The organism is Streptomyces sp. NBC_00690, assembly GCF_036226685.1.
In the GTDB taxonomy this organism is placed as follows: domain Bacteria; phylum Actinomycetota; class Actinomycetes; order Streptomycetales; family Streptomycetaceae; genus Streptomyces.
The window spans coordinates 5,998,738-6,021,257 of the sequence record NZ_CP109009.1 but is presented as its reverse complement, the minus strand read 5'-3'; the positions used below and the strand labels follow the sequence as shown (position 1 = coordinate 6,021,257).

Here is a 22,520-nt window from a genome sequence, read left to right as displayed (position 1 = left end):
CCCCCGGGACCGCGGTTCAATCAGCCGTGCCCTGAGGGGACTTGGGACGGATCGGACCGCTGGGAAGCGTGCTTCACACCTTGGCGGCCGTGTCCTGTTCCGCCCGGGAGCGGGGCAGGTCGGAATCCTTGCCCAGATCCACCGCGGGTGCCGCGACGGGATCGCCGTGGCCTTCGTCGAGCAGGGTCTTCTCGTCGAAGGGAATGCGTCCGGCCAGTACGGCGTCCACCCGTTCCCGGTCGATCTCCTTGGTCCAGGTGCCGACCAGGACGGTCGCCACCGCATTGCCCGCGAAGTTGGTCAACGCACGGGCTTCGCTCATGAAGCGGTCGATCCCCACGATCAGGCCGACTCCGTCGACCAGTTCGGGCCGGTGCGACTGAAGGCCGCCGGCCAGCGTCGCCAGGCCGGCGCCCGTGACTCCCGCCGCTCCCTTCGACGCGATGATCATGAAGATCAACAGGGAGATCTGCTCGGAGGCGCTCAGCGGATCACCCATCGCGTGGGCGATGAAGAGGGAGGCCATCGTCAGATAGATCGCCGTGCCGTCGAGGTTGAAGGAGTAGCCCGTGGGGACGGTGATGCCGACCACGGGCTTGCTGACGCCCATGTGCTCCATCTTGGCGATCAGCCGCGGCAGCGCCGACTCCGACGACGAGGTGGAGAGGATCAGCAGGAACTCACGGCCGAGGTACTTCAGCAAGGAGAGCAGATTGACGCCCGAGACCAGTTTCAGCAGGCCGCCCAGGACGACGAAGACGAACAGCGCACAGGTGATGTAGAAACCGATCATGATCACGGCGAGTGACTTCAGCGCGTCCAAGCCGGTCTCACCGACCACGGCGGCGATCGCGCCGAACGCACCCACCGGAGCGGCCCACATGATCATGGCGAGGATGCGGAACACGAGCCGCTGGATGTGTCCGATGCCGCGCAGCACCGGCTCGCCCGCGGCGCCCATCGCCTGGAGCGCAAAGCCGGCGAGGAGTGCCACCAGGAGTGTCTGGAGCACCTCGCCCTCGGTGAAGGCGGAGACCAGGGTGGTCGGGATGATGCCGAGGAGGAAGTCCGCGGTGGACTCGCCCCCGGCGCCCTCCGCCTGCTTCTCCCCCGCCGCCCGCGTTGCCTCGGTCAACTGGAGTCCCGACCCGGGCTCCAGCACATTGCCGACGAGCAGACCGATGGCGAGCGCCACGGTCGACATAACGATGAAGTAGCCGAGCGCCAACCCGCCGACCGCACCCACCTTGGCCGCCTTGCGCACCGAGCCGATGCCCAGGACGATCGTGCAGAAGATGACCGGGGAGATCATCATCTTGATGAGGTTCACAAACCCCGTACCGATCGGCTTCAGCTCCACCGCGACGCCGGGGGCCACGAAGCCCAAGGTCACACCGAGGACGACCGCTGCGATGACGGCGATGTAGAGATAGTGCGTTCGGTCCCGCCTGCCGGCCGCCGCTGCTGCTGCTGGTGCTGGTGCTGGTGCTGGTGTCAAGGGTGCCTCCTTCGAGCCGTGGGCGCCCGTGCGCCCCGCACGGATCTCCGCGACTATCCAACAGACTGTGACCCGGGTCACCGTTGCGTGCTTTTCGTTCACACAGGCCCCCGCGCCCGCCCTCATGGGAAGTCGACCCCCTGTGCACCATCCACCCGCTGGGCGCGCGCTGTTGACCACCCACCGCACCGGGGCGTGTTCGCCCGCCCCCAGCCCGAAGGTCCGGTCCGTACGTCGATGCGCACCTGCGGCGTGCCGTCGCCGTTGCGCCGCCGGGCAGACTGACCCCATGCGTCTACCCCGCCCCCGCAGTCTCGCGGGACAGCTCTTCGCGATGCAGGTCGTCCTGGTCGCCGCCATCGTGGCGGGGTGCGCCCTGTTCGCCTACATCACCGATCTGCGGCAGGCGGAGGAGACGGCCCGGCTCCAGTCCAAGGCGACGGCGACGGCCGTGGCCCGCTCCCCCTGGGTGATCGCGGCGACCCGCACGGACGATCCGACGGCGACGCTCCAGCCGTACACGGAGGAACTGCGTCGGATCGCCGGGGTCAACTTCGTCGTCATCATGGCCCCCGACGGCACCCGTTGGACCCACCCGGAATCCGATCAGATCGGACGGAAGTATCTGGGCCACATCGATCGCTCGCTCCAGGGCGAGATCTTCAGCGAGAAGCACCTCGGCGTGCTCGGCCCCTCCGTACGCACCGTCGTCCCCGTCTATGACCAGGGCAGGATCACCGGGCTTGTCAGCGCTGGAATCACCATCCACCGGATCAGCGAGCAGGTGCGCGATCAGGTGACCGGGCTGCTGGCGGTGGCGGGCGGGGCGTTGGCGCTCGGCGGGGTGGGAACGTACGTCATCAACGCCCGGTTGCGGCGCCACACCCATGGGATGAACGCCGCCGAACTCAGCCGGCTGCACGACTACCACCAGGCCACCCTGCACGCGGTACGAGAGGGGCTGCTGATGCTGGATGGTCGGCGCCGGGTGGCCCTCGTCAACGACGGCGCGCGGGAGCTGTTGGGACTGCCGGCGGATGCGGTGGGGAGGTCGATCGCGGAGCTGGGCCTGCCGGTGGCGCTGACCGGCGCCCTGTTGGCCTCCGAGCCCAGGGTCGACGAAGTCCATCTCACCGACGAACGGATCATCGTGGTGAACACCAGCCCCGTGGTGGGGGGCGAGCAGCGCGGCACCGTGATCACCTTGCGCGACCACACCGAACTCCAGTCCCTGTCAGGCGAGTTGGACTCCGAGCGCGGCTTCAGTCAGGCGCTGCGTTCCCAGGCCCATGAGGCCGCCAACCGCCTGCACACCGTCGTGTCGCTCATCGAACTGGGGCGGACCGAGCAGGCACTGGCCTTCGCCACGGCGGAGTTGGAGTTGGCCCAGGTGCTCACCGATCGGGTGGTGGGCGCGGTCGGTGAACCAGTGCTGGCGGCCCTGTTGCTGGGGAAGGCGGCGCAGGCGAACGAGCGGGGGGTGGAGTTGGTGTTGGCGCCGGACAGCCGTATCGACGACGGGGTGCTGCCGCCGTCGTTGGCGGCCCGTGATCTGGTGACGATCCTCGGCAATCTCATCGACAACGCGGTGGACGCGGCGTCCGACGCAGCCGCCGCACGGAGCCGAGCGGCGCTGTGGGAGCGGCCCGCCGAAGGCGGCGAAGGCCACACGGACGATACAGACGGCGAAGACACAGTGAGTCAGCGCGAGGGAGGAAGTGCCATCGAGGGCGAGCAGCTCCAGCAGTGCGAGGGGGGTGGTGCGGCGCTGGTCCCGCCGGCCCGCGCGCCCGAGGTCCGGGGCGCGCACAACCTCGCCCCAGAATTCGACGCGCACCTCGACACGCGCCTCGGTACGGACCCTTCCCCGGAGCGGGCGCGCGTCACCGTGACGGCCCTCGCCGGGGAGGGCGAACTGCTGATCCAGGTATACGACACCGGAGCGGGCATCTCCCCGGAACGCACGGACGATGTGTTCCGCCGCGGCTGGTCCACCCATGGCTCCGGTCGGGGGCTCGGTCTCGCGCTCGTCCGACAGGTCGTGGATCGCAGTGGGGGCACGGTGGACCTTATGCCAGGTCCGGACGGCGGCGCCCAGTTCACCGTACGGCTGCCGCTTCGACAGGAGGTGTCGTGATGAGCGAACCGGTGCGCCCCATCCGGGTGTTGGTGGTCGAGGACGACCCGGTGGCAGCCGATGCCCACGCCCTGTACGTCGAACGGGTCTCCGGCTTCACGGTGGTCGGGGTGGTCCACTCCCGGACGGCGGCCGTCCGCGCCCTGGAGCGGACCCCTGTCGATCTGCTGCTGCTGGACCTCTACCTCCCGGACGGCCATGGGCTGCACCTGGTGCGGTCGCTGCGCGCCGCGGGGCACGCGGTCGACGTCATCGCGGTCACCTCGGCACGTGATCTGGCCGTGGTGCGCGAGGGCGTTTCGCTGGGGGTGGTCCAGTACGTGCTGAAACCATTCACCTTTGCGACACTGCGCGATCGGCTCGGTCGGTACGCGGAGTTCCGGGCGGCGGCCGGAGAGGCGAGCAGCCAGGACGAGGTGGACCGGGCGCTCGCCCCGCTCAGGGCCCCTCAGCGCGGGGACCTGCCGAAGGGATTGAGCGGACCGACCCTCGATGCCGTCACCCGCGCACTGCGGGACTCCACCGTGGGGATGACCGCGTCCGAGGTGGGCAGTGCGGTGGGCATCTCGCGGATCACCGCCCGCCGCTATCTGGAGCACCTGGTCAAGGGCGAGCGGGCGGCGCGGAGTCCGCAGTACGGGCAGATCGGCCGCCCGGAACTCCAGTACCGCTGGCTGCGCACCCAGCGCTGAGCACCCATGGGTTCCGGGCTCAGAACACCGACTCGGCCTCGTACATCCGGTCCAGCGGGACCGTCTTGAGTTGCGTCACCGCGTCAGCCAGCGGGGCCATCACCACGTCCGTGCCGCGCAGCGAGGTCATTCGGCCGAACTCGCCCCGGTGCGCGGCCTCCACCGCGTGCCAGCCGAAGCGGGTCGCGAGGACCCGGTCGTAGGCCGTCGGCACTCCACCGCGCTGCACATGGCCCAGGATGACCGGCTTGGCCTCCTTGCCCAGTCGGTACTCCAACTCGGCCGCGAGCCGGTTGCCGATGCCCTGGAAGCGCTCGTGGCCGTACTGGTCGATCTCGCCCTTGCCGTAGTCCATCGACCCTTCGGCGGGGTGGGCGCCCTCGGCGACGCAGATGACGGCGAACTTCTTGCCGCGCGCAAAGCGCTCCTCGACCATCTTCACCAGGTCGGCGACCTCGAAGGGCCGCTCCGGCAGACAGATGCCGTGTGCGCCGCCGGCCATGCCGGACTCCAGGGCGATCCAGCCCGCGTGGCGGCCCATCACCTCGACGACCATCACACGCTGATGGGATTCGGCGGTGGTCTTCAACCGGTCGATGGCCTCGGTGGCGACCGTGACGGCGGTGTCGAAGCCGAAGGTGCGATCGGTGGCGGAGATATCGTTGTCGATGGTCTTCGGCACGCCCACGACGGGCATCCCGGCCTCGGCGAGCATCCTCGACGCGGTGAGAGTGCCCTCGCCACCGATCGGAATCAGTACGTCTATGCCGTACCGCCGCTGCAACTCCCCGCAGTTCTCGGCGGCTTCGCGCAGTCGGGAGCGCTCCAGCCGGGCCGAGCCGAGGATGGTCCCCCCGCGCGCCAGGATGCCGCTGACGGCGTTGAGGTCGAGGGGGCGGTAATGGCCGTCCAGCAGTCCCTTGAAGCCGTCTTCAAAACCGATGACCTCGTCGCCGTGCCCCGTCAAGGCCCGGTGCACGACTGACCGGATCACAGCGTTCAGTCCGGGGCAGTCGCCCCCTGCGGTGAGAACTCCGATGCGCATCGTGCGGTGTCTCCTGCTCGTCGGTGTTGCCAGGGTGACAGGTGATCCAGGAATGAATTGTTTCACGCGCCCGGCGGCTACGCCTTCCATTGACCTTTTCTCCGACTACCCCCTGTCCTACCGGCAAGAACGTCGACACCGGTCCCCGCGCACCCGTACAGGGCCCGGCGAGGGCCTCTTCCGACGCTTCCGCACCGCGCTTCCCACCCACCCGACCCGGCAGGCGCTCTAGCTACCCTCGGAGGTATTGTCAAGAGGGAAAAGCCGCCCTCCAGCGGTTTTTTTGTACGAGCTTTTGTACGAGCCGACACCGGGGCAGCCGTACGAGGGCCGGCGGAGGGCACGGGCCGGTACGGACATGGGCGAGCAGGACGGGAGAGCTACGCGTGACGCGCAGCGTGTATGTGACCGGAATCGATCGCGGCGACGGCCGCCAGGTGGTCGAACTGGGGGTCATGGAGCTCCTCACCCGGCAGGTGGACCGAGTCGGCGTCTTCCGCCCCCTGGTGCACGACGGCCCCGATCGACTGTTCGAGCTGTTGCGGGCGCGCTATCGACTGGCCCAGGACCCGGCGACCGTCTACGGCATGGACTACCACGAGGCATCGGCCCTCCAGGCCGAACAGGGCACCGATGAGCTGGTCTCCCAGTTGGTCGAACGGTTCCACCAGGTCGCCCGCGAGTACGAGGTGGTACTCGTGCTCGGCACCGACTTCGCCGACACCCAGTTCCCCGATGAACTCGCGATCAACGCCCGGCTCGCCAATGAGTTCGGCGCCTCCGTGATCCCCGTGGTGGGCGGCCGGGGCCAGACCGCCGAGTCCGTGCGCGCCGAGGCCCGCAACGCGCATCGCGCGTACGAGGCCCTCGGCGCCGAAGTGCTCGCCATGGTCGTCAACCGGGTCGCACCCGAGGACCGCGCGGTCATAGCCGAGCGGCTGGCCGCCCGGCTGCCGGTGCCCTGTTACGTCCTGCCGGACGAGCCCGCGCTCGCCGCCCCCACCGTCGCCCAGATCACCCACACCCTGGGCGGCACGGTGCTGCTCGGCGACGATTCAGGACTCGCCAGGGACGCCCTCGGCTTTGTCTTCGGCGGGGCCATGCTGCCGAACTTCCTCAAGGCCCTCACCCCCGGGTGCATGGTGGTGACCCCGGGCGACCGCGCCGATCTGGTCGTCGGTGCGCTCGCCGCGCACTCCGCGGGGACCCCGCCGATCGCCGGTGTGCTGCTCACCCTGAACGAACGGCCCAGCGAGGGAATCCTCACCCTGGCCTCGCGGCTCGCACCGGGGACCCCGGTGATCTCGGTTCCCGGCACCAGTTGGCCCACCGCCGCGGAGCTCCTCGGCCTCGAAGGCAAGCTCAACGCCACCACGCCCCGCAAGGCGGAGACGGCGCTCGGCCTGTTCGAACGCCATGTGAACACCAGCGAACTGCTCGACCGACTCGCGGTCGCCCGCAGCGGCCATGTCACGCCCATGATGTTCGAGCACGAACTGTTGGAGCAGGCCCGTTCCGACCGGCGCCGGGTGGTGCTGCCCGAGGGCAGCGAAGAGCGGGTGCTGCGCGCGGCCGATGTGCTGATGCGCCGCGACGTCTGTGATCTGACCCTCCTCGGCGACCTGGAAGTCATCCGGAAGAAGGCCGCCGATCTCGGGATCGACCTCAGCGACGTCCAGCTGATCGACCCCAACACCTCTGAACTGCGCCAGCCCTTCGCCGAGCGCTATGCGGAGCTGCGGGCCCACAAGGGCGTATCGGTGGAGTTGGCCTACGACGTCGTGGCGGATGTGAACTACTTCGGCACCCTGATGGTGCAGGAAGGTTTCGCCGATGGGATGGTCTCGGGCTCGGTGCACTCCACCGCCGCCACCATCCGCCCCGCGTTCGAGATCATCAAGACCAAGCCCGATGCCTCGATCGTCTCCTCAGTCTTCTTCATGTGCCTGGCCGACAAGGTCCTCGTGTACGGCGACTGCGCGGTCAACCCCGACCCCGACGCGGCGCAGCTCGCGGACATCGCCGTCCAGTCGGCGGCCACCGCGGCCCGCTTCGGCGTGGACCCGAGGATCGCGATGCTCTCGTACTCCACCGGCACCTCGGGCTCCGGCGCCGACGTCGACAAGGTACGGGAGGCCACCGAGCGGGTCCGCGGCTCGCACCCCGAGCTGAGGATCGAGGGCCCGATCCAGTACGACGCGGCCGTCGAACCGAGCGTCGCCGCCACCAAACTGCCCGAATCCGAGGTGGCCGGCCGGGCGACCGTGCTGATCTTCCCCGACCTCAACACCGGCAACAACACCTACAAGGCCGTCCAGCGCTCCGCGGGTGCGGTGGCCGTCGGTCCGGTGCTCCAGGGCCTGCGCAAGCCGGTGAACGACCTCTCCCGCGGCGCGTTGGTCAGCGACATCGTGAACACCGTCGCCATCACCGCCATCCAGGCCCAGCCGGACCCCGCCGCGAGCGGCCCGGCCGCGTCGACGACCCGCCCGGCGACGTCAGCGGGCGGCCCGGCAGCGTCCGCGTCCCGATGAACCCGTCCACCACAGCCTCCCGCCGCGAAGAGAGCCCCATGACCGCCACCCGCGTACTCGTCCTCAACTCCGGCTCGTCGTCGGTGAAGTATCAACTGCTCGACATGAGCGACGGCGCCCGGCTCGCGGTCGGGCTCGTGGAGCGCATCGGCGAGCAGACGTCCCGACTGGTGCACACACCGCTGGGCACGGGCGGCGAGCCACGCGAGCGCACCGGACCCGTCGCCGACCATGCGGCGGCGCTGCGTGCCGTGGCCGAGGAACTGTCGTCCGACGGTCTTGGACTCGACTCCCCCGAACTCGCGGCGATCGGCCACCGGGTGGTGCACGGCGGGTTGAAGTTCAGCGAGCCGACCGTCGTCGACGATGAGGTGCTCGCGGAGATCGAGCGGCTGATCCCGGTGGCTCCCCTCCACAACCCGGCGAACGTCACGGGCATCCGCACGGCTCGGGAACTGCGCCCGGACCTGCCCCAGGTGGCGGTCTTCGACACCGCATTCCACACGACCATGCCGGAATCGGCCGCCCGATACGCCATTGATGTGGAGACGGCCGACGAGCACCGCATCCGCCGGTACGGTTTCCACGGGACCTCGCACGCCTACGTCTCCCGGGAGACGGCGAAGCTGCTGGGCAAGGCTCCCGAGGACATCAATGTGATCGTGCTGCACCTCGGCAACGGCGCGTCCGCCTCGGCGGTCGCGGGTGGCCGGTGCGTGGAGACCTCCATGGGGCTGACCCCATTGGAGGGCCTGGTGATGGGGACGCGTTCGGGCGATATCGACCCGGCCGTGACATTCCACCTCAAGCGGGTCGCGGGAATGTCCATAGATGAGATCGATGTACTGCTCAACAAGAAGAGCGGGCTGATGGGACTGTGCGGCGACAACGACATGCGGGAGATCCGACGAAGGATCGACGCGGGAGATCGACGCGCGCTGCTCGCATTCGAGATCTACATCCACCGGTTGAAGAAGTACATCGGTGCGTACTACGCGGTACTCGGCCGGGTCGACGCGGTGGTGTTCACCGCCGGCGTGGGCGAGAACGCTGCGCCGGTGAGGGCCGCGGCAGTGGCTGGCCTGGAGGAACTCGGTCTCGCCCTGGACGCGGGGCGCAACGAGGAGCGGTCGGGCGAGGCCCGTGTCATCTCGGCACCGTACGCCCGGGTGACGGTGGCCGTGGTGCCCACGGACGAAGAGTTGGAAATCGCCCGTCAGACCTTCGCATTGGTGGGTGGAAATCCGCCCGAGTGAGCACCATCGCGCCCATGTGTTCTTTTCACCAGCCGAAATATTCCGAGTCGAAACAAACCGATAGGATCGCCTTATGCGCCGTTCCAAAATCGTCTGCACACTGGGCCCCGCCGTCGACTCGTACGAGCAGCTGAAAGCTCTCATCGAGGCCGGTATGAACGTGGCCCGTTTCAACATGAGCCACGGATCACACGCCGAGCACGAGGAGCGGTACCACCGCGTCCGCAAGGCCGCCGAGGACACCGGCCGCGCGCTGGGAGTGCTCGCCGACCTCCAGGGCCCGAAGATCCGTCTGGAAACCTTCGCCGAGGGTCCGGTGGAGTTGGTCCGGGGCGATGAGTTCACCATCACCACCGAGGACGTGGACGGCGACAAGTCCATCTGCGGCACCACGTACAAGGGCCTGCCGGGCGATGTCTCCAACGGCGACCAGATCCTGATCAACGACGGCAACGTCGAACTGCGGGTCGTCGAGATCGAGGGCCCCCGGGTGAAGACGATCGTCGTCGAGGGCGGTGTGATCTCCGACCACAAGGGCATCAACCTGCCCGGCGCCGCCGTCAACGTCCCCGCGCTGTCCGAGAAGGACATCGACGACCTGAAGTTCGCCCTGCGGATGGGCTGCGACCTGGTGGCCCTCTCCTTCGTCCGTGACGCCCACGACGTCAAGGACGTCCACAAGGTCATGGACGAGGTCGGCCGTCGGGTGCCGGTCATCGCCAAGGTGGAGAAGCCGCAGGCGGTCGCCAACATGGAGGACGTCGTCATGGCGTTCGACGGGGTGATGGTCGCCCGCGGAGACCTGGCGGTGGAGTACCCGCTGGAGAAGGTCCCGATGGTGCAGAAGCGGCTGATCGAGCTGTGCCGCCGCAACGCCAAGCCGGTGATCGTGGCGACCCAGATGATGGAGTCGATGATCACCAACTCCCGTCCCACGCGCGCCGAGGCGTCCGACGTCGCCAACGCGATCCTGGACGGAGCGGACGCGGTGATGCTCTCCGCGGAGTCCTCCGTGGGCGCCTACCCGATCGAGACGGTCAAGACGATGTCGAAGATCGTGACCGCGGCCGAGGAAGAGTTGATGTCCAAGGGCCTCCAGCCACTGGTCCCGGGCAAGAAGCCCCGTACGCAGGGCGGTTCCGTGGCCCGGGCCGCGTGCGAGATCGCGGACTTCCTGGACGGCAAGGCGCTCATCGCCTTCACCAAGTCCGGTGACACCGCCCGCAGGCTCTCCCGCTATCGCGCGTGTCAGCCCATCCTCGCCTTCACCACCGAGGTCGCCACGCGCAACCAGCTGGCGCTGAGCTGGGGCGTGGAGGCTTTCGTGGTGCCGCACGTGCACAACACCGACGCCATGGTGGAGCTGGTGGACGCGGAGCTGCTGAAGCTCCAGCGACACAACGAGGGCGACACCATGATCATCACTGCCGGCTCGCCCCCCGGAGTGCCCGGCACGACCAACATGGTGCGCGTCCATCACCTGGGCGGCCAGAGCTGACGCCTGCCGGTCATCTCACAGGGCCGCGCTCCTCCCGCCATCGTCGGAGGAGCGCGGCCCTTGGCATGTCCGCCCTGGACCCGCAGATCTCGCGGATCCCCCGCCACTCGATGCGACAGCGGGAGTCATCTGCGTCAGTCGTCGTCCTCGCCCGTTTCCACGTAGTTGCGCAGTCCCGGCACGGTCAGCGTGCCGCCGAACTGGCCCGCCTGCCGCACCGTGACATCGGTGAACACGGCGAACGGAACGTCGAGCGGAGGTGGGGTCTGTGGACTGAAGGTGACCGGGATGATGCCGAACAGATTCCCCTTCAGGGACTCCGTGTACATCGTCACCGTGCCTTGCCGGATGGTCGACGTGGAATCCTCCCTGGCCTTCACGTGCATCGTGCTGCCTCCCGGGTACCGGGCCGTCTGGTGGAGGTCCTTGATGTCCACGCTCGACGCCGTGAACTTCAGTGCCTTCTTGACGGTGCCCGCGCCGGTCCGCACCTCGACGATGCCGTGGTAGTTCAGACCCCGGAGGGTCAGCACGGAACTCCGCAGCACCCAGGGGTGTTCGGGCAGCAGCGGGATGCCCGGCTCCAACTCGGCGGCGGCCAGGGCTTCGGGATCGGCGGTGGGGCAGGGGAAGCGCGGCTTCGCTCCGTCCGGGACGTCCTCGTCCTTCTTCGGTTCGAGCCCCTTCGCCTCCTCGTCCAACTCCTTGACGGTGGCGCCGACTTGCTCGGCGGCCTCCTTGATGGCTTCCTTCGTCGGGTCGGCGGATGGCCTCGCCTCTGAGTCCGCAGAGGGCTCCGGGTCCGCCGTCGGGCGATCGGTGCCTTCCGACGCACCCGTCGAAGCGTCGTCCGGCCCGTCGGGGGCTTCATCATCGGGATCTTCCCGGGACTCTTCGCCCTGCACCGCACCGGACTCTGCACCGGACTCGTCGGACTTCTGGGGCGGTTTCCCGTCCGACTTCCCGTGCGACTTCCCTGCGGGTTTTGCCTCTGGCTTGCCGGCGGGCTTCCCGGCCGAACCGGTGGCCGTCGGCCGGTCGGAAGGTTTCTTCTCGTCATCCCCGGTGGACTTCCTCGCCGGAGGGTTCACCAACCCCTCGATGAGGTCCTTGACCGCGTCGCCCACTCCCAACGGATCCAGCGGGTTCCTGGTCTTGGAGGCGGACGGAGACGGCTTCGGAGACGAAGTCGGCCCGGATCCCGACGCCGACTGTGCGCCCCCCGGCAGGTCCTGGGCCGAGGGGGACGCACCGGGCCGGGCATCCTCTTCTTCGCGGCCGTCGTCGCCATCGTCGCCCGGTTCCTCGGAACCATCCGGCCCGTCCGGTTCAGCGGTCGGCCGTGACGGCGATGGCGAAGGCACCGGCGATACGGAGGTGGACGGGCTGGGTTCGGGAGGCGATTTCGTGGGCTCCACCGGTTCGTCCGAGCGGGTGACGCACGGCCCGGGTGCGAAGGGGATCTCCTTCTCGTCGGCCAGGGCCATGCGAGGAGTGAGCCCCATGCCGACCAGGACCGCGGTCGGCATCGCAGCCAGGGCCATCGCCTTGCCCGCGGGCAGTTGGAGCCTGGTCAGCAGGGACTTGCGCGGAGCCGCATGGCGGGGGCCCTTCCTGGCCCGCCCGCCGTCCCCCTCGGGGGGTGTCAGCGGCGAGATGTCACCCTGCACTCTTCCTCCCGCCGTTGGTTTCGGTGGTGGTCTCGGGTGTGTCCGAAGTGGCCGGGACCGGGGCACCCCACTCCCCCGGCTCGATGGAGGACTCCGCTGGGAGAGCGGCAGCCTCGGGCACGGCACGGTCTTCGGCGGGGGTGCCCTCAGCGGTCGGCGGCAGTGGCTCGCCCGGCATCCACGCAATGGAGAGCGCACCGCCGATCATGGCGAAGAGGAATCCGAATACGAAGCCGCCGATGTTGGCCACCGGTAGGGAGACCAGTGCCAGGATGATCGCCGCGACGCCCGCGAAGACCCGGACGAGTGCGTGGAACCACATCGTCAGACCGAGGGTGACCAGCAGTACACCGATGATCAACGAGCCGGCGCCGGCCGTGGTGGCCATGGCGATGGTCAGATTGCCGAGCCGAACGTCGGCGTAAGGGAAGTAGGCGATCGGAACGCCACCGAGCATGGTGAACAGCCCTGCCCAGAAGGGCCGTTGTCCCCGCCAGGTGCTGAACCGCCGCCGAAGGCCGCGGAGGAAGTGCTCATCGTGTCCGGTGGCCATGGACTCGGCGCTCATGGAAAACAGCTCCCTGCTAGCGGTCGTGCGGTGAGAGGGGAGGACGGGCGGGAGCGACCGCGAGAGCCGACGCTCCCGCCCGTCCAGATGTGCCGGATCCCGCTAGCCGGGGAAGCACTCCTTGACGCCCTTGTGCAGCTTCAACTTGAGCCCGCTGAGCTTGAAGGTGCCTGCGGTGGTGGCCCACGCCTTCTGCTTAACGTCGGTCAGCGTCGCCAGGTCGGCGCGCTGAGCGAAGCCGTTCGCGTTCACCTTCCCCTCGGTGCCCGGCTGGATGCCCGGGGCGCCGACGGAACCGGCCGCCACTCCGATGTCGATATTGCGGAACTCGGCGTCCGCCTCCAGGTAGGAGACGTCGAGGTAGAGGTCCTTGGCGGTCACCGGATTGTCGGGATCGGTGCCCGCAGTCAACTCAAGGCTGACGTTGCCGACGAACGGCACCTTCGGCGTGACCACCGACTGACACATGTTGGTGATGGTGGCAGTGCTGAAGCCCGACACGGCGACGGGCTCCGCGAACGGGTTCCCTTCGAGGTCCTTGCCCGATGCGACACTGCCGTACTGAACGAAGTCATGACCGACGAGTGAGTCGGCAGTGACCTTGAACTCCTGGCCGGAGATGCTGAATGACGCGGCGAGTGCTCCTTGGGCCAGACCGATGCCGATCGCGGCCGTTGCGGCCATGCTCGGCACCATGACAAGGGCGAACCGCTTCCATCTGGTTCCGCCACGAGCCAAAGACTCCATGATTTCCTCCTTCTCGGACGTACATCTCCGGATCGGACCGCCAGGTCCGTCCTGAAATGGGAGAAGTGCTTACGTCCTCGGGAAGGAGAGCGCCGTACCGTCCGGCGCATAGCGCGTCCGAAGCACCGGCGATCACCCCCGAGCGACAACCACTGGTCGCGCCTGATGCCTCACGCACAACCTGATTCAGACAGGCCCCACCGACGGTGGGAACCCCCCTGTCCGCGACCGGAGTTGAGGCCGGCCGGCCCGGTGGGGACCCAAGGCGCGTCACACGGCTGGAGACCGGGCGTTGCGGTGTTTGGACCGAGCGTCGCCGATCGTGGTGCATTCCACGCCCGGACACAAGGGGGTTCGTTACTGGCTAGTAACGGGTCGGTGCCGGCGGTATGGCCGACCGCTTTCGCGCGGCCACACAGGGTGCCGCACATCGCCCCACCAGATGCGGAAATCGGTGACCATAGGGGGACAGGAGAGTGCTTTTGCTTTACTACGAGTAACAGCTCGCCGAATTACCAAGTTTTGGTAAAGGGCCGCCACTAGTAGGCATCGCGTCAACAAAAGCGGCGGTGGCGTTCCCGGAACGCCACCGCCATCGACTTCATCGCCCGCCGGGGCCGCAAGGGCCCCCGCGTGCGCGGGTCAACAAGGTCGGAATCAGAAGAGGACCCGGGCCAGGGCCGAGCGGGCCGCCGTCACCCGGGGGTCATCCGGCCCGATCACCTCGAAGAGCTTCAGCAATCGCACCCGTACGGCATCGCGGTCCTCGCCCGCCGTGCGCCGAACGGCCTCCACCAGGCGCCCGAAGGCGTCCTCGACATGTCCGCCGACCAGGTCGAGATCGGCCGCATCGATCTGCGCGTCGGCATCGGCGGGGTCACTCGCCGCCTTGTCGCGCACCTTCTGCGGATCCATGCCGGCGACCCTGCCCAGCAGTTCGGCCTGCGCCAGGCCGAGCTTGGCCTCCGAGTTGCCGGGGTCGTCGGCGAGCACATTGCGGTACGCCTGCACGGCGCCGCCGAAGTCTCCCGCGTCCAGCGCCTGTACGGCGGCTTCCAGCAGGGCGTCATAGGGGCCGACGGGCACCGGGGCGGGGCCGGCCTCCGCAGCGGGCGTCGCATCGGAGTCGACCACGATCCCGGTCAGCCCGAAGCGCTCCTCGCCGACCTGGATCAACTGATCCAGTGTCTGACGGATCTGCTCCTCGGGTGCGGCTCCCTGGAAGAGCGGCAGCGCCTGCCCGGCGACCACCGCAAAAACGGCTGGAATGCCCTGGATACCGAACTGCTGCATCAACATCTGGTTGGCGTCAACGTCCACCTTGGCCAGGACGAACCGGCCGTTGTACTCCAGCGCAAGACGCTCCAGCAGGGGGCTGAGCTGCTTGCACGGCTGGCACCACTCGGCCCAGAAGTCAAGGACGACCGGGACCTCGGCGGACTGCTGGAGCACATCGCGCTCGAAGCCCGCCTCGTCGACGTCGATCACCAGACTGGACGGGGACACGGCACCCCCGCCGCCGTGGCGGGCGGCCTCAGCACGGGCCTGCTCCGCCTTGGCCTTGGCCTCGTTGGCCGCCTTCACCGCGGCGAGGTCGACGACGCCGCTCATGGACATGTTCCTAGGCTGCATGAGTACATCCTCCCCCTTCCGCGCGCGCAAACGAAAAGTACGGACCTTTAGACCGTACGAACCCATGGACGCAGGTACTGCACATGGCTCAAACTGTTCGGCGCGGGGTCCCCACCCGATGCGCCAGTGGTTGTCGCGGAGCGCCTCAGCGCTTTCGCTACGACTCGTAGCGTATCTGTTCGACTTCCGTTCCGTCGCCTCCCACGTGTGAGATTCCTCCGGTGAACTGGCTCACACCAAAGCGCCTACCCGCCGGTATGGTCGCCGTCATGTGCAGCCGTCCCCACCCCACATCAGTACGTACCGGTCGTACGGGACGCCCTCGCAGCACCGAGGCCGACATCGCCATCCTCGAAGCCACCCGGGCGGCACTCGTCGATCTCGGTTGGTCAAAACTGACCATGGGCGATGTGGCGGCCCGGGCCAAGGTCGCCAAAACCACGCTCTACCGCCGCTGGGCGGGCAAGAGCGAACTGGTGATCGACGCCGTGGCCGTGCTCTTCGACGAACTCGAACTACCCGACCGCGGCAGCCTGATGGCCGATGTGGAGGGCGTGGTGTTGCAGTTCGCGAAACTGCTGGAACGACCGGAGACCAGGACCGCACTGATGGCCGTGGTGGCGGAGTCCACGCGGGACGAGGCGCTGCGGGGTCGTATCCGCTCCGCCATCGTGGACCGGCAGAAGTGCTTGGTACTGGAGGGCAGGGCCCGCGCCCAGGCGCGTGGCGAACTGCCCTACGAGGACGACGCAGAGTCCGCCGCACGCAACGCCGATCTGATCTTCGACGTGATCGCCGGGGCAGTGGTCCACCGGACCCTGGTCAGCGCGGAGCCGGTCGACGAGGCATGGGCCCACAGCTTCACCACCCTGCTGCTCTCGGGACTGACCTCCCTGAAGAAGGGCTGACACCGCCCCGGACCGGCTTTCACCTGATCAGTACCGGTCCACGGCATCGGCACCGACGCACGCCGATACGGCACGCACGGCGACGGGCAGAAAAACCACCCGATCACCGTGCGCACCGCGACGGACGATCAGAACCCGGGCGGCTCGGTGTAGGTCCCCCACTCGTCCCGGAGCACATCGCAGATCTCGCCCAAGGTGGCCTCGGCCCGTACGGCGTCCAGCATCGGGCCGATCATGTTCGAACCGTCCCGGGCCGCCGCGAGCATCGCCTCCAGACAGGCACGGACGGCGGCGTCATCCCGGCGCGCCCGGCGTTCGGCGAGCGTCTGCACCTGGTCGCGCTCCACCTCGTGGCTGACCCGAAGGATCTCCAGATCACCGGTGACCGAGCCATGGTGGACATTGACGCCCACGACCCGCTTCTCGCCCTTCTCCAGTGACCGCTGGTAGCGGAAGGCAGACTCGGCGATCTCGCCGGTGAACCAACCGTCCTCAATGCCGCGCAGGATGCCGGAGGTCATGGGGCCGATGGGGTGCTGCCCGTCGGGGTGGGCGAGCCGGCCGCGGTCCTTGATCCGTTCGAAGACCTTCTCGGCCTCGGCCTCGATCCGATCGGTCAGTTGCTCCACGTACCAGGAGCCGCCGAGCGGGTCGGCCACATTGGCGACCCCGGTCTCTTCCATCAGCACCTGCTGGGTGCGCAGGGCGATCTCGGCGGCCTGGGCGCTGGGCAGGGCGAGCGTCTCGTCCAGGGCGTTGGTGTGCAGCGAGTTGGTGCCGCCGAGCACGGCGGAAAGTGCCTCCACCGCGGTGCGCACGACGTTGTTGTACGGCTGCTGTGCGGTGAGGGAGACACCCGCGGTCTGGGTGTGGAAGCGCAGCCACTGGGCCTTGTCCGTCCGTGCTCCGTACACCTCGCGCATCCAGCGGGCCCAGATCCGCCGGGCGGCACGGAACTTCGCGATCTCCTCGAAGAAGTCGAGGTGGGCGTCGAAGAAGAAGGAGAGCCCGGGGGCGAAGGTGTCCACGTCCAGACCACGGCTGAGCCCGAGTTCCACATAGCCGAAGCCGTCGGCGAGCGTGTACGCCAACTCCTGCGCGGCCGTCGCCCCGGCTTCGCGGATGTGGTAGCCGGAGACGGAGAGCGGCTTGTACGCCGGGATGTCCCGGGCGCAGTGCTCCATCAGGTCGCCGATGAGCCGAAGATGGGGCTCGGGCTGGAAGAGCCATTCCTTCTGGGCGATGTACTCCTTGAAGATGTCGGTCTGGAGCGTGCCGTTCAACACGGCCGGATCGACGCCCTGCCGTTCGGCGGCGACCAGGTACATGCAGAAGACCGGTACGGCCGGGCCGCTGATGGTCATGGACGTGGTGACATCGCCGAGGGGGATGTCCCCGAAGAGGACCTCCATGTCGGCCGCGGAGTCGATGGCGACCCCGCAGTGGCCGACCTCGCCGAGTGCGCGGGGGTCGTCCGAGTCCCGTCCCATGAGGGTGGGCATGTCGAAGGCGACGGAGAGCCCGCCGCCGCCCGCGGCGAGGATCATCTTGTACCGCTCGTTGGTCTGCTCGGCGTTGCCGAAGCCGGCGAACTGGCGGATCGTCCACGTTCGGCCGCGGTAGCCGGTCGGGTGCAGTCCTCGGGTGAAGGGGTACTCGCCGGGCCAGCCGATCCGGTCGAATCCCTCGTAAGTGTCTCCGGGGCGGGGTCCGTAAACAGGCTCGACGGGGTCTCCGGAGAGCGTGCTGAAGTCGGCGTCCCGCTTCCGGGCCTGGTCGTAGCGGGCCTGCCAGCGTCGGCGGCCTTGCTCGATGGCGTCAGCGTCCATACAGTCAATTTACTAGGACGTCCTAGTAAATGTCGATGGGAGACCGCCGCGAGCCATACGCACGCGGCGGTGGGGGTCAGGCTCCGGCCGGAACCTTGTTGCCGTCGGTGATCAGGGCGCGGGCCTCACGGCTGATCTTCGGCTCGACAAAGAAGGAGGCCACAGGGATGCAGCCGGCCGCGAGCACCCAGAGCAGCTTGCCGAAGGGCCACTTCGCCTTGGAGCCCAGATCGAACGCGAAGATCACATAGACGATGAAGAGAACACCGTGGATCTGCGAGATCACCATGGTGTCGCCGGTCTCGAAGCCGTACTTCAAGATGATGGCGCCGGTGAAGACGAGCAGCCAGACGGCAGTGATGTACGCCATCACCCGGTAGCGGGTCAGCACGGTTTGTTTCATGGGGTCGAGCGTATCCGGGCAGTCGATGCCCTGTGCCAGCGGGTCTGACCCGTTCCCACCGGCCCCGCAGCCGCTGATGACGGGGATGCGGGGACGAACCCGACGAGCCCCTGCGAAGGAGCGTCGGCGCCGGTTTAGCGTTCGTCGAAATCGGCTGCCGAGACCCGCAACGGCCGCAACATCGCGAAGATCTCCGCACACTCCTCGGAGTCGTACGCGCCGAGCCCGAAGTCCATCTCCATCAGGTCGCGGGTGGCCTCTTCGACGACGCTCCGCCCCTTGTCGGTGATCGACGCGAGGGTGCCGCGCCCATCGTTCGGATTGGGCCTCTTGTCCACGAGACCGGACCGCACCAGTCGGTCCACGGTGTTGGTGACGGAGGTCGGATGCACCATCAACCGCTCACCGATCTTCGACATCGGCAGCTCACCGGCCTTGGAGAAGGTGAGCAGCACCAGGGCCTCGTACCGGGCGAAGGTCAGCTCATAGGGCTTGACGACCGCGTCGACCTCGGCGAGCAGGATCTGCTGCGCGCGCATGATCGAGGTGATCGCCGCCATGGAGGGTACGGGCCCCCAGCGCTGCCGCCAGAGTTCGTCGGCGCGTGCGATGGGATCGAAGGGGAGGCTGAGCGGCTTCGGCACGGCTCCGACCCTATCCATGGACCGCGGGCAGGTCAGCCCCGTCTCGCCCCTCGGTCCGATCACCGTATGAACTCGGCCGATCCAGCGCCGACAAGGCGGAAAACACCTCGGGGCGGGTCGAGTGATCGACCCGCCCCGAGGGAAGTGCCTATGCCTCGACGACACCCTCGCGGCGAGCGCGGGAGGCGATGACCTCGTCGTCCGCGGCACGCTTCAGCTTGCGCTCGGCGTAGAAACCACCCAGCGGCAGGACCGAGAGGACGAAGTAGAGCGCGGCGGTCTTCAGGTCCCACTTGGTGCGGTTCCAGGCGTCCAGCCAGAACAGCACGTACAGGATGAACAGGACTCCGTGGATCATGCCCAGGGCCGGCACCGCGTTGAAGTCGGTGGTCCGCTTCAGCACGGAGGCCACGAGCAACAGGATGAAGGAGACGGCCTCCGGTGCGGAGACCAGGCGGAGACGGTGGAGGGAGGAGGCGGTCTTGATGTCCACGGAGGCACCTTCAGTGGGAGACGATCTTGTGAATGCGCTCACAAGCGCGGGCCCATTGTGTCAGCTTCCTTTGCCATCCCTTTGTCCGGGGTGGGTCCGAGCCGCACGGGTTACTCCCGGATGGCTGTCCTAGTCCCCCATCGGGCGGCTACCGTCGCTATGTGGCAACGTTCCGGCTCCAGGGGAGCAAGGTGCTCGCGGTTGACATGACCGGCGACGCCGTGAAGGCAAAGAACGGGTCAATGGTCGCGTACGACGGCCAGATGGCCTTCAAGAAGCTGTCCGGCGGCGGTGAGGGCATCCGCGGCATGGTGACCCGCCGGCTGACCGGTGAGCAGATGGTCATGATGGAGGTGAAGGGGCAGGGCACCTGCTACTTCGCCGATCGGGCGTCCGAGATCAACTTGGTGGGCCTGCACGGGGACAAGCTGTACGTGGAGTCGAGCAATCTCCTCTGCGCGGACGCCGGGCTGCGGACCGGCACCAGCTTCACCGGGCTGCGCGGCGGGGCGACGGGCAACGGCCTGTTCACCACCACCGTCGAGGGCACCGGCCAGGCGGCCATCATGTCCGACGGACCCGCGGTGGTCCTGCGCGTGACCCCGCAGTACCCCCTGGCGGTGGACCCCGGCGCGTACATCGCCCATCAGGGGAACCTCCAACAGAACTTCCAGTCCGGTGTGACGTTCCGCACCTTCCTCGGCGAGGGCGGTGGGGAGGCGTTCCAGATCCGGTTCGAGGGTGACGGTGTCGTCTACGTCCAGCCCAGTGAGCGCAACACCATCGGAGGGGATGCGTAGCCATGCCGTTCCGAGAGATCAACTCCAGGATGGTCGAGGCGGCCGTCTTCCCCGGCCAGCGGATCTTCAGCCAGCGCGGCGCGATGCTCGCGTACAAGGGCGAGGTGTCCTTCACCCCGAACACCCAGGGCGGTCAGGGCGGGTTGGCATCGATGATCGGGCGCCGGGTGGCCGGCGAGGCGACCCCGCTGATGACGGTCGAAGGCAGTGGCACGGTGATGTTCGGTCACGGCGGCCACCACGTCCACCTCGTACACCTCAGCGGCGACACCCTCTATGTGGAGGCCGATCGACTCCTCGCCTTCGACGGCACCCTGGAGCAGGGGACGATGTTCCTCGGCTCGCAGGGCGGGGTGATGGGCATGGTGCGCGGCCAGGTCACCGGGCAGGGGCTGTTCACCACCACCCTGCGCGGCAGCGGAGCGGTCGCGGTCATGGCCCACGGCGGTGTGGTCGAACTGCCGATCACGCCGGGGCGCTCGATCCATGTGGACCCCCAGGCGTACGTGGCGCATCGCGGTGACGTACAGAACAAGCTCACCACGGCGCTCGGCTGGCGCGACATGGTGGGACGCGGCTCGGGCGAGGGGTTCCAGTTGGAGCTGAGCGGCAGCGGTGCGGTCTACGTCCAGGCATCGGAGGAGAAGCTGTGACCACCCCCGCGCAGAGCTACATCTGGGACCCGACCACCCTGCCCAGCGACGACAACGTCAACCCGTACACCTTCTGTGTGGAGTTGAAGGGCGGTCAGTGGTTCCTCCAAAAGGGGAAGATGATCGCCTACTACGGCCGGATCGACTTCAACGGCATCGGCCACGGCCGGCTGGACCGACTGCTGCGGACCTCGTTCCATTCGCCGCTGCACGCGAGCGACTGGGTGGTGGCCGAGGGCAGCGGCAAGATGCTGCTCGCGGACCGGGCCTTCGATGTGAACTCGTACGACCTGGACCAGGGGAATTTGACGATCCGGTCCGGGAACCTGCTGGCGTACCAGCCGTCGCTGGCGCTGAAGCAGTCAATCGTGCCGGGCTTCCTCACCCTGATCGGTACGGGGAAGTTCGTGGCGGCCTCCAACGGCCCGGTGGTGTTCATGGAACCCCCCATCCGGGTGGATCCGCAGGCACTGGTGGGCTGGGCGGACTGTCCGTCACCGTGCCACCACTACGACCACGGCTATATGACCGGGGTGATGGGCGGGCTGCGTGCCCTGACGGGGATCGGTGGGGCCTCTGGGGAAGAGCATCAATTCGAGTTCGTCGGGGCGGGAACCGTACTGCTCCAGTCGACCGAGACGCTGATGCCGGAGACGGCCACGGGGGCGACGCCGCACCAGGCGGGAGTGCCCGGGGGGCACGGCTCCCCCGCACCGGGCCAGCAAGGTCAACACGGCTCCGCTCCGCGTCTCCCAGGTCAGCTGGGTGATCTCACCCGCCGCTTCGGCCTGTGAGCGGTAGTCTGCGGAGTGTGACGTCGAACGTCTGCACCCCCAGTACGCTGCGGGCTCCGTGCTGACTCCCTGGCCAGTGCCGGGCGTCACACCATGACTTCGTCCGTCTTTCAACTTCTTAGGTAGAATCCATATATGGAGACCGAGACGGCCACTCGCTGGCTGACCGATGACGAGCAGCGCACCTGGCGCACTCACCTGGACGTCAGCCGGCTGCTGATGCACCAACTCGAAAAGGACCTCCAGCCGTTTGGCCTGACCAACAACGACTACGAGATCCTGGTCAACCTCTCCGAGTCCGCGGACCAACGGATGCGGATGAGCGACCTCGCCGCTGCCACGCTCCAGTCCAAGAGCCGCCTCTCCCACCAGATCACCCGCATGGAAACCGCGGGACTGGTCCGACGGGAGAACTGCGAATCCGACCGACGCGGGCTGTACGCGGTGCTCACCGAGCAGGGTACGGAGACCATGCAGCGGGTCGCACCGCACCACGTGGCCTCCGTGCGCCAGCACTTCATCGATCTGATGACGCCCGAGGCACTGGCCGATCTGCGGGCGTCCCTCGCACCGGTCGCCGATCATCTCCGCGGCCGACGCGGCAAGGGCTGAGCGAGGAACACCAGGAAGATCCGGAAGGCGGGCCTTGGGGGGCTCTCTTTCGGATCTCGCCGGATGATCCTCCCGTACCCGGTTCGGCATCTGCCCGCCCGCTGCCA

At 68.1% G+C, this 22,520-nt stretch carries 20 protein-coding genes; 10 read left to right on the top strand and 10 right to left on the bottom strand.

Annotated elements, in window-relative coordinates:
- Nucleotides 1–73: 73 nt before the first annotated feature.
- Nucleotides 74–1,498 (bottom strand): cation:dicarboxylate symporter family transporter, encoded by a 1,425-nt coding sequence (locus OID54_RS26565; RefSeq protein WP_329023479.1) that lies wholly within the window; start codon nt 1,496–1,498, stop codon nt 74–76.
- Between the two features lie 289 nt (nt 1,499–1,787).
- On the opposite strand from OID54_RS26565, the gene OID54_RS26560 reads away from it, so the two are divergent.
- Nucleotides 1,788–3,635 carry a sensor histidine kinase gene (locus OID54_RS26560; RefSeq protein WP_329023478.1) on the top strand — a complete coding sequence of 616 codons (1,848 nt, stop codon included), beginning with the start codon at nt 1,788–1,790 and terminating at the stop codon, nt 3,633–3,635.
- On the top strand, nt 3,635–4,327 hold the full coding sequence (locus OID54_RS26555) for a response regulator (RefSeq protein WP_329023477.1): 693 nt from the start codon (nt 3,635–3,637) through the stop codon (nt 4,325–4,327). Before OID54_RS26560 ends, OID54_RS26555 begins: the two co-directional genes overlap by 1 nt.
- Nucleotides 4,328–4,346: 19 nt before the next feature.
- Here the strand turns inward: OID54_RS26555 and OID54_RS26550 are convergent, their stop codons facing one another.
- Nucleotides 4,347–5,372, bottom strand: a complete 1,026-nt coding sequence (locus OID54_RS26550) for an ATP-dependent 6-phosphofructokinase (protein ID WP_329023475.1) — start codon at nt 5,370–5,372, stop codon at nt 4,347–4,349.
- Nucleotides 5,373–5,758: 386 nt separating this feature from the next.
- On the opposite strand from OID54_RS26550, the gene pta reads away from it, so the two are divergent.
- The 3 genes from pta (at nt 5,759) to pyk (ending at nt 10,660) form a co-directional block, all read left to right on the top strand.
- Nucleotides 5,759–7,906, top strand: a complete 2,148-nt coding sequence (gene pta / locus OID54_RS26545) for a phosphate acetyltransferase (protein ID WP_329023473.1) — start codon at nt 5,759–5,761, stop codon at nt 7,904–7,906.
- 38 nt (nt 7,907–7,944) lie between these two features.
- Nucleotides 7,945–9,162, top strand: a complete 1,218-nt coding sequence (locus tag OID54_RS26540) for an acetate kinase (RefSeq protein ID WP_329023471.1) — start codon at nt 7,945–7,947, stop codon at nt 9,160–9,162.
- 73 nt (nt 9,163–9,235) lie between these two features.
- Nucleotides 9,236–10,660, top strand: a complete 1,425-nt coding sequence (gene pyk / locus OID54_RS26535) for a pyruvate kinase (RefSeq protein ID WP_329023469.1) — start codon at nt 9,236–9,238, stop codon at nt 10,658–10,660.
- Nucleotides 10,661–10,794: 134 nt separating this feature from the next.
- On the opposite strand, the gene OID54_RS26530 is transcribed toward pyk, so the two are convergent.
- The 4 genes from OID54_RS26530 to OID54_RS26515 all read right to left on the bottom strand — a co-directional run bounded on the left by OID54_RS26530 (nt 10,795) and on the right by OID54_RS26515 (nt 15,277).
- Nucleotides 10,795–12,330 carry a hypothetical protein gene (locus tag OID54_RS26530; RefSeq protein WP_329023468.1) on the bottom strand — a complete coding sequence of 512 codons (1,536 nt, stop codon included), beginning with the start codon at nt 12,328–12,330 and terminating at the stop codon, nt 10,795–10,797.
- Complete coding sequence (locus OID54_RS26525) at nt 12,320–12,898, bottom strand: DUF6114 domain-containing protein (protein ID WP_329023466.1); 579 nt, start codon at nt 12,896–12,898, stop codon at nt 12,320–12,322. Before OID54_RS26525 ends, OID54_RS26530 begins: the two co-directional genes overlap by 11 nt.
- Before the next feature lie 102 nt (nt 12,899–13,000).
- Nucleotides 13,001–13,645 (bottom strand): DUF6230 family protein, encoded by a 645-nt coding sequence (locus tag OID54_RS26520; protein ID WP_329023464.1) that lies wholly within the window; start codon nt 13,643–13,645, stop codon nt 13,001–13,003.
- A 657-nt stretch (nt 13,646–14,302) separates the two neighbouring features.
- Nucleotides 14,303–15,277 carry a tetratricopeptide repeat protein gene (locus OID54_RS26515; RefSeq protein WP_329023462.1) on the bottom strand — a complete coding sequence of 325 codons (975 nt, stop codon included), beginning with the start codon at nt 15,275–15,277 and terminating at the stop codon, nt 14,303–14,305.
- Between the two features lie 257 nt (nt 15,278–15,534).
- On the opposite strand from OID54_RS26515, the gene OID54_RS26510 reads away from it, so the two are divergent.
- On the top strand, nt 15,535–16,185 hold the full coding sequence (locus tag OID54_RS26510; RefSeq protein ID WP_329027800.1) for a TetR/AcrR family transcriptional regulator: 651 nt from the start codon (nt 15,535–15,537) through the stop codon (nt 16,183–16,185).
- A gap of 128 nt (nt 16,186–16,313) precedes the next feature.
- Here OID54_RS26510 and OID54_RS26505 read toward each other — a convergent pair whose 3' ends face one another.
- The 4 genes from OID54_RS26505 to OID54_RS26490 all read right to left on the bottom strand — a co-directional run bounded on the left by OID54_RS26505 (nt 16,314) and on the right by OID54_RS26490 (nt 19,554).
- Nucleotides 16,314–18,014 carry an acyl-CoA mutase large subunit family protein gene (locus OID54_RS26505; RefSeq protein ID WP_329023460.1) on the bottom strand — a complete coding sequence of 567 codons (1,701 nt, stop codon included), beginning with the start codon at nt 18,012–18,014 and terminating at the stop codon, nt 16,314–16,316.
- Between the two features lie 76 nt (nt 18,015–18,090).
- On the bottom strand, nt 18,091–18,417 hold the full coding sequence (locus OID54_RS26500) for a DUF3817 domain-containing protein (protein ID WP_329023458.1): 327 nt from the start codon (nt 18,415–18,417) through the stop codon (nt 18,091–18,093).
- A 134-nt stretch (nt 18,418–18,551) separates the two neighbouring features.
- Complete coding sequence (locus OID54_RS26495) at nt 18,552–19,061, bottom strand: MarR family winged helix-turn-helix transcriptional regulator (protein ID WP_329023456.1); 510 nt, start codon at nt 19,059–19,061, stop codon at nt 18,552–18,554.
- 148 nt (nt 19,062–19,209) lie between these two features.
- A complete protein-coding gene (locus OID54_RS26490; protein ID WP_329023454.1) occupies nt 19,210–19,554 on the bottom strand; it encodes a DUF3817 domain-containing protein in 345 nt (114 codons plus the stop codon).
- Nucleotides 19,555–19,715: 161 nt separating this feature from the next.
- On the opposite strand from OID54_RS26490, the gene OID54_RS26485 reads away from it, so the two are divergent.
- The 4 genes from OID54_RS26485 (at nt 19,716) to OID54_RS26470 (ending at nt 22,413) form a co-directional block, all read left to right on the top strand.
- On the top strand, nt 19,716–20,354 hold the full coding sequence (locus OID54_RS26485; protein WP_329023451.1) for an AIM24 family protein: 639 nt from the start codon (nt 19,716–19,718) through the stop codon (nt 20,352–20,354).
- Between the two features lie 2 nt (nt 20,355–20,356).
- Nucleotides 20,357–21,007: an AIM24 family protein gene (locus OID54_RS26480; protein WP_329023450.1), complete on the top strand. Its 651-nt coding sequence runs from the start codon at nt 20,357–20,359 to the stop codon at nt 21,005–21,007.
- Nucleotides 21,004–21,801, top strand: a complete 798-nt coding sequence (locus tag OID54_RS26475; protein ID WP_329023449.1) for an AIM24 family protein — start codon at nt 21,004–21,006, stop codon at nt 21,799–21,801. Before OID54_RS26480 ends, OID54_RS26475 begins: the two co-directional genes overlap by 4 nt.
- A gap of 135 nt (nt 21,802–21,936) precedes the next feature.
- Nucleotides 21,937–22,413, top strand: a complete 477-nt coding sequence (locus tag OID54_RS26470) for a MarR family winged helix-turn-helix transcriptional regulator (RefSeq protein WP_329023447.1) — start codon at nt 21,937–21,939, stop codon at nt 22,411–22,413.
- Nucleotides 22,414–22,520: the final 107 nt, after the last annotated feature.

Excerpts from the sequence above, each read along its gene's own strand:
- OID54_RS26480 (WP_329023450.1), top strand. The coding sequence starts at position 20,357 with ATGCCGTTCCGAGAGATCAACTCCAGGATGGTCGAGGCGGCCGTCTTC.
- OID54_RS26470 (WP_329023447.1), top strand. The coding sequence starts at position 21,937 with ATGGAGACCGAGACGGCCACTCGCTGGCTGACCGATGACGAGCAGCGC.
- OID54_RS26520 (WP_329023464.1), bottom strand. The coding sequence starts at position 13,645 with ATGGAGTCTTTGGCTCGTGGCGGAACCAGATGGAAGCGGTTCGCCCTT.
- OID54_RS26505 (WP_329023460.1), bottom strand. The coding sequence starts at position 18,014 with ATGGACGCTGACGCCATCGAGCAAGGCCGCCGACGCTGGCAGGCCCGC.
- pyk (WP_329023469.1), top strand. The coding sequence starts at position 9,236 with ATGCGCCGTTCCAAAATCGTCTGCACACTGGGCCCCGCCGTCGACTCG.
- OID54_RS26540 (WP_329023471.1), top strand. The coding sequence starts at position 7,945 with ATGACCGCCACCCGCGTACTCGTCCTCAACTCCGGCTCGTCGTCGGTG.
- OID54_RS26560 (WP_329023478.1), top strand. The coding sequence starts at position 1,788 with ATGCGTCTACCCCGCCCCCGCAGTCTCGCGGGACAGCTCTTCGCGATG.
- OID54_RS26500 (WP_329023458.1), bottom strand. The coding sequence starts at position 18,417 with ATGAAACAAACCGTGCTGACCCGCTACCGGGTGATGGCGTACATCACT.
- OID54_RS26555 (WP_329023477.1), top strand. The coding sequence starts at position 3,635 with ATGAGCGAACCGGTGCGCCCCATCCGGGTGTTGGTGGTCGAGGACGAC.
- OID54_RS26525 (WP_329023466.1), bottom strand. The coding sequence starts at position 12,898 with ATGAGCGCCGAGTCCATGGCCACCGGACACGATGAGCACTTCCTCCGC.
- OID54_RS26510 (WP_329027800.1), top strand. The coding sequence starts at position 15,535 with ATGGTCGCCGTCATGTGCAGCCGTCCCCACCCCACATCAGTACGTACC.
- OID54_RS26515 (WP_329023462.1), bottom strand. The coding sequence starts at position 15,277 with ATGCAGCCTAGGAACATGTCCATGAGCGGCGTCGTCGACCTCGCCGCG.
- OID54_RS26550 (WP_329023475.1), bottom strand. The coding sequence starts at position 5,372 with ATGCGCATCGGAGTTCTCACCGCAGGGGGCGACTGCCCCGGACTGAAC.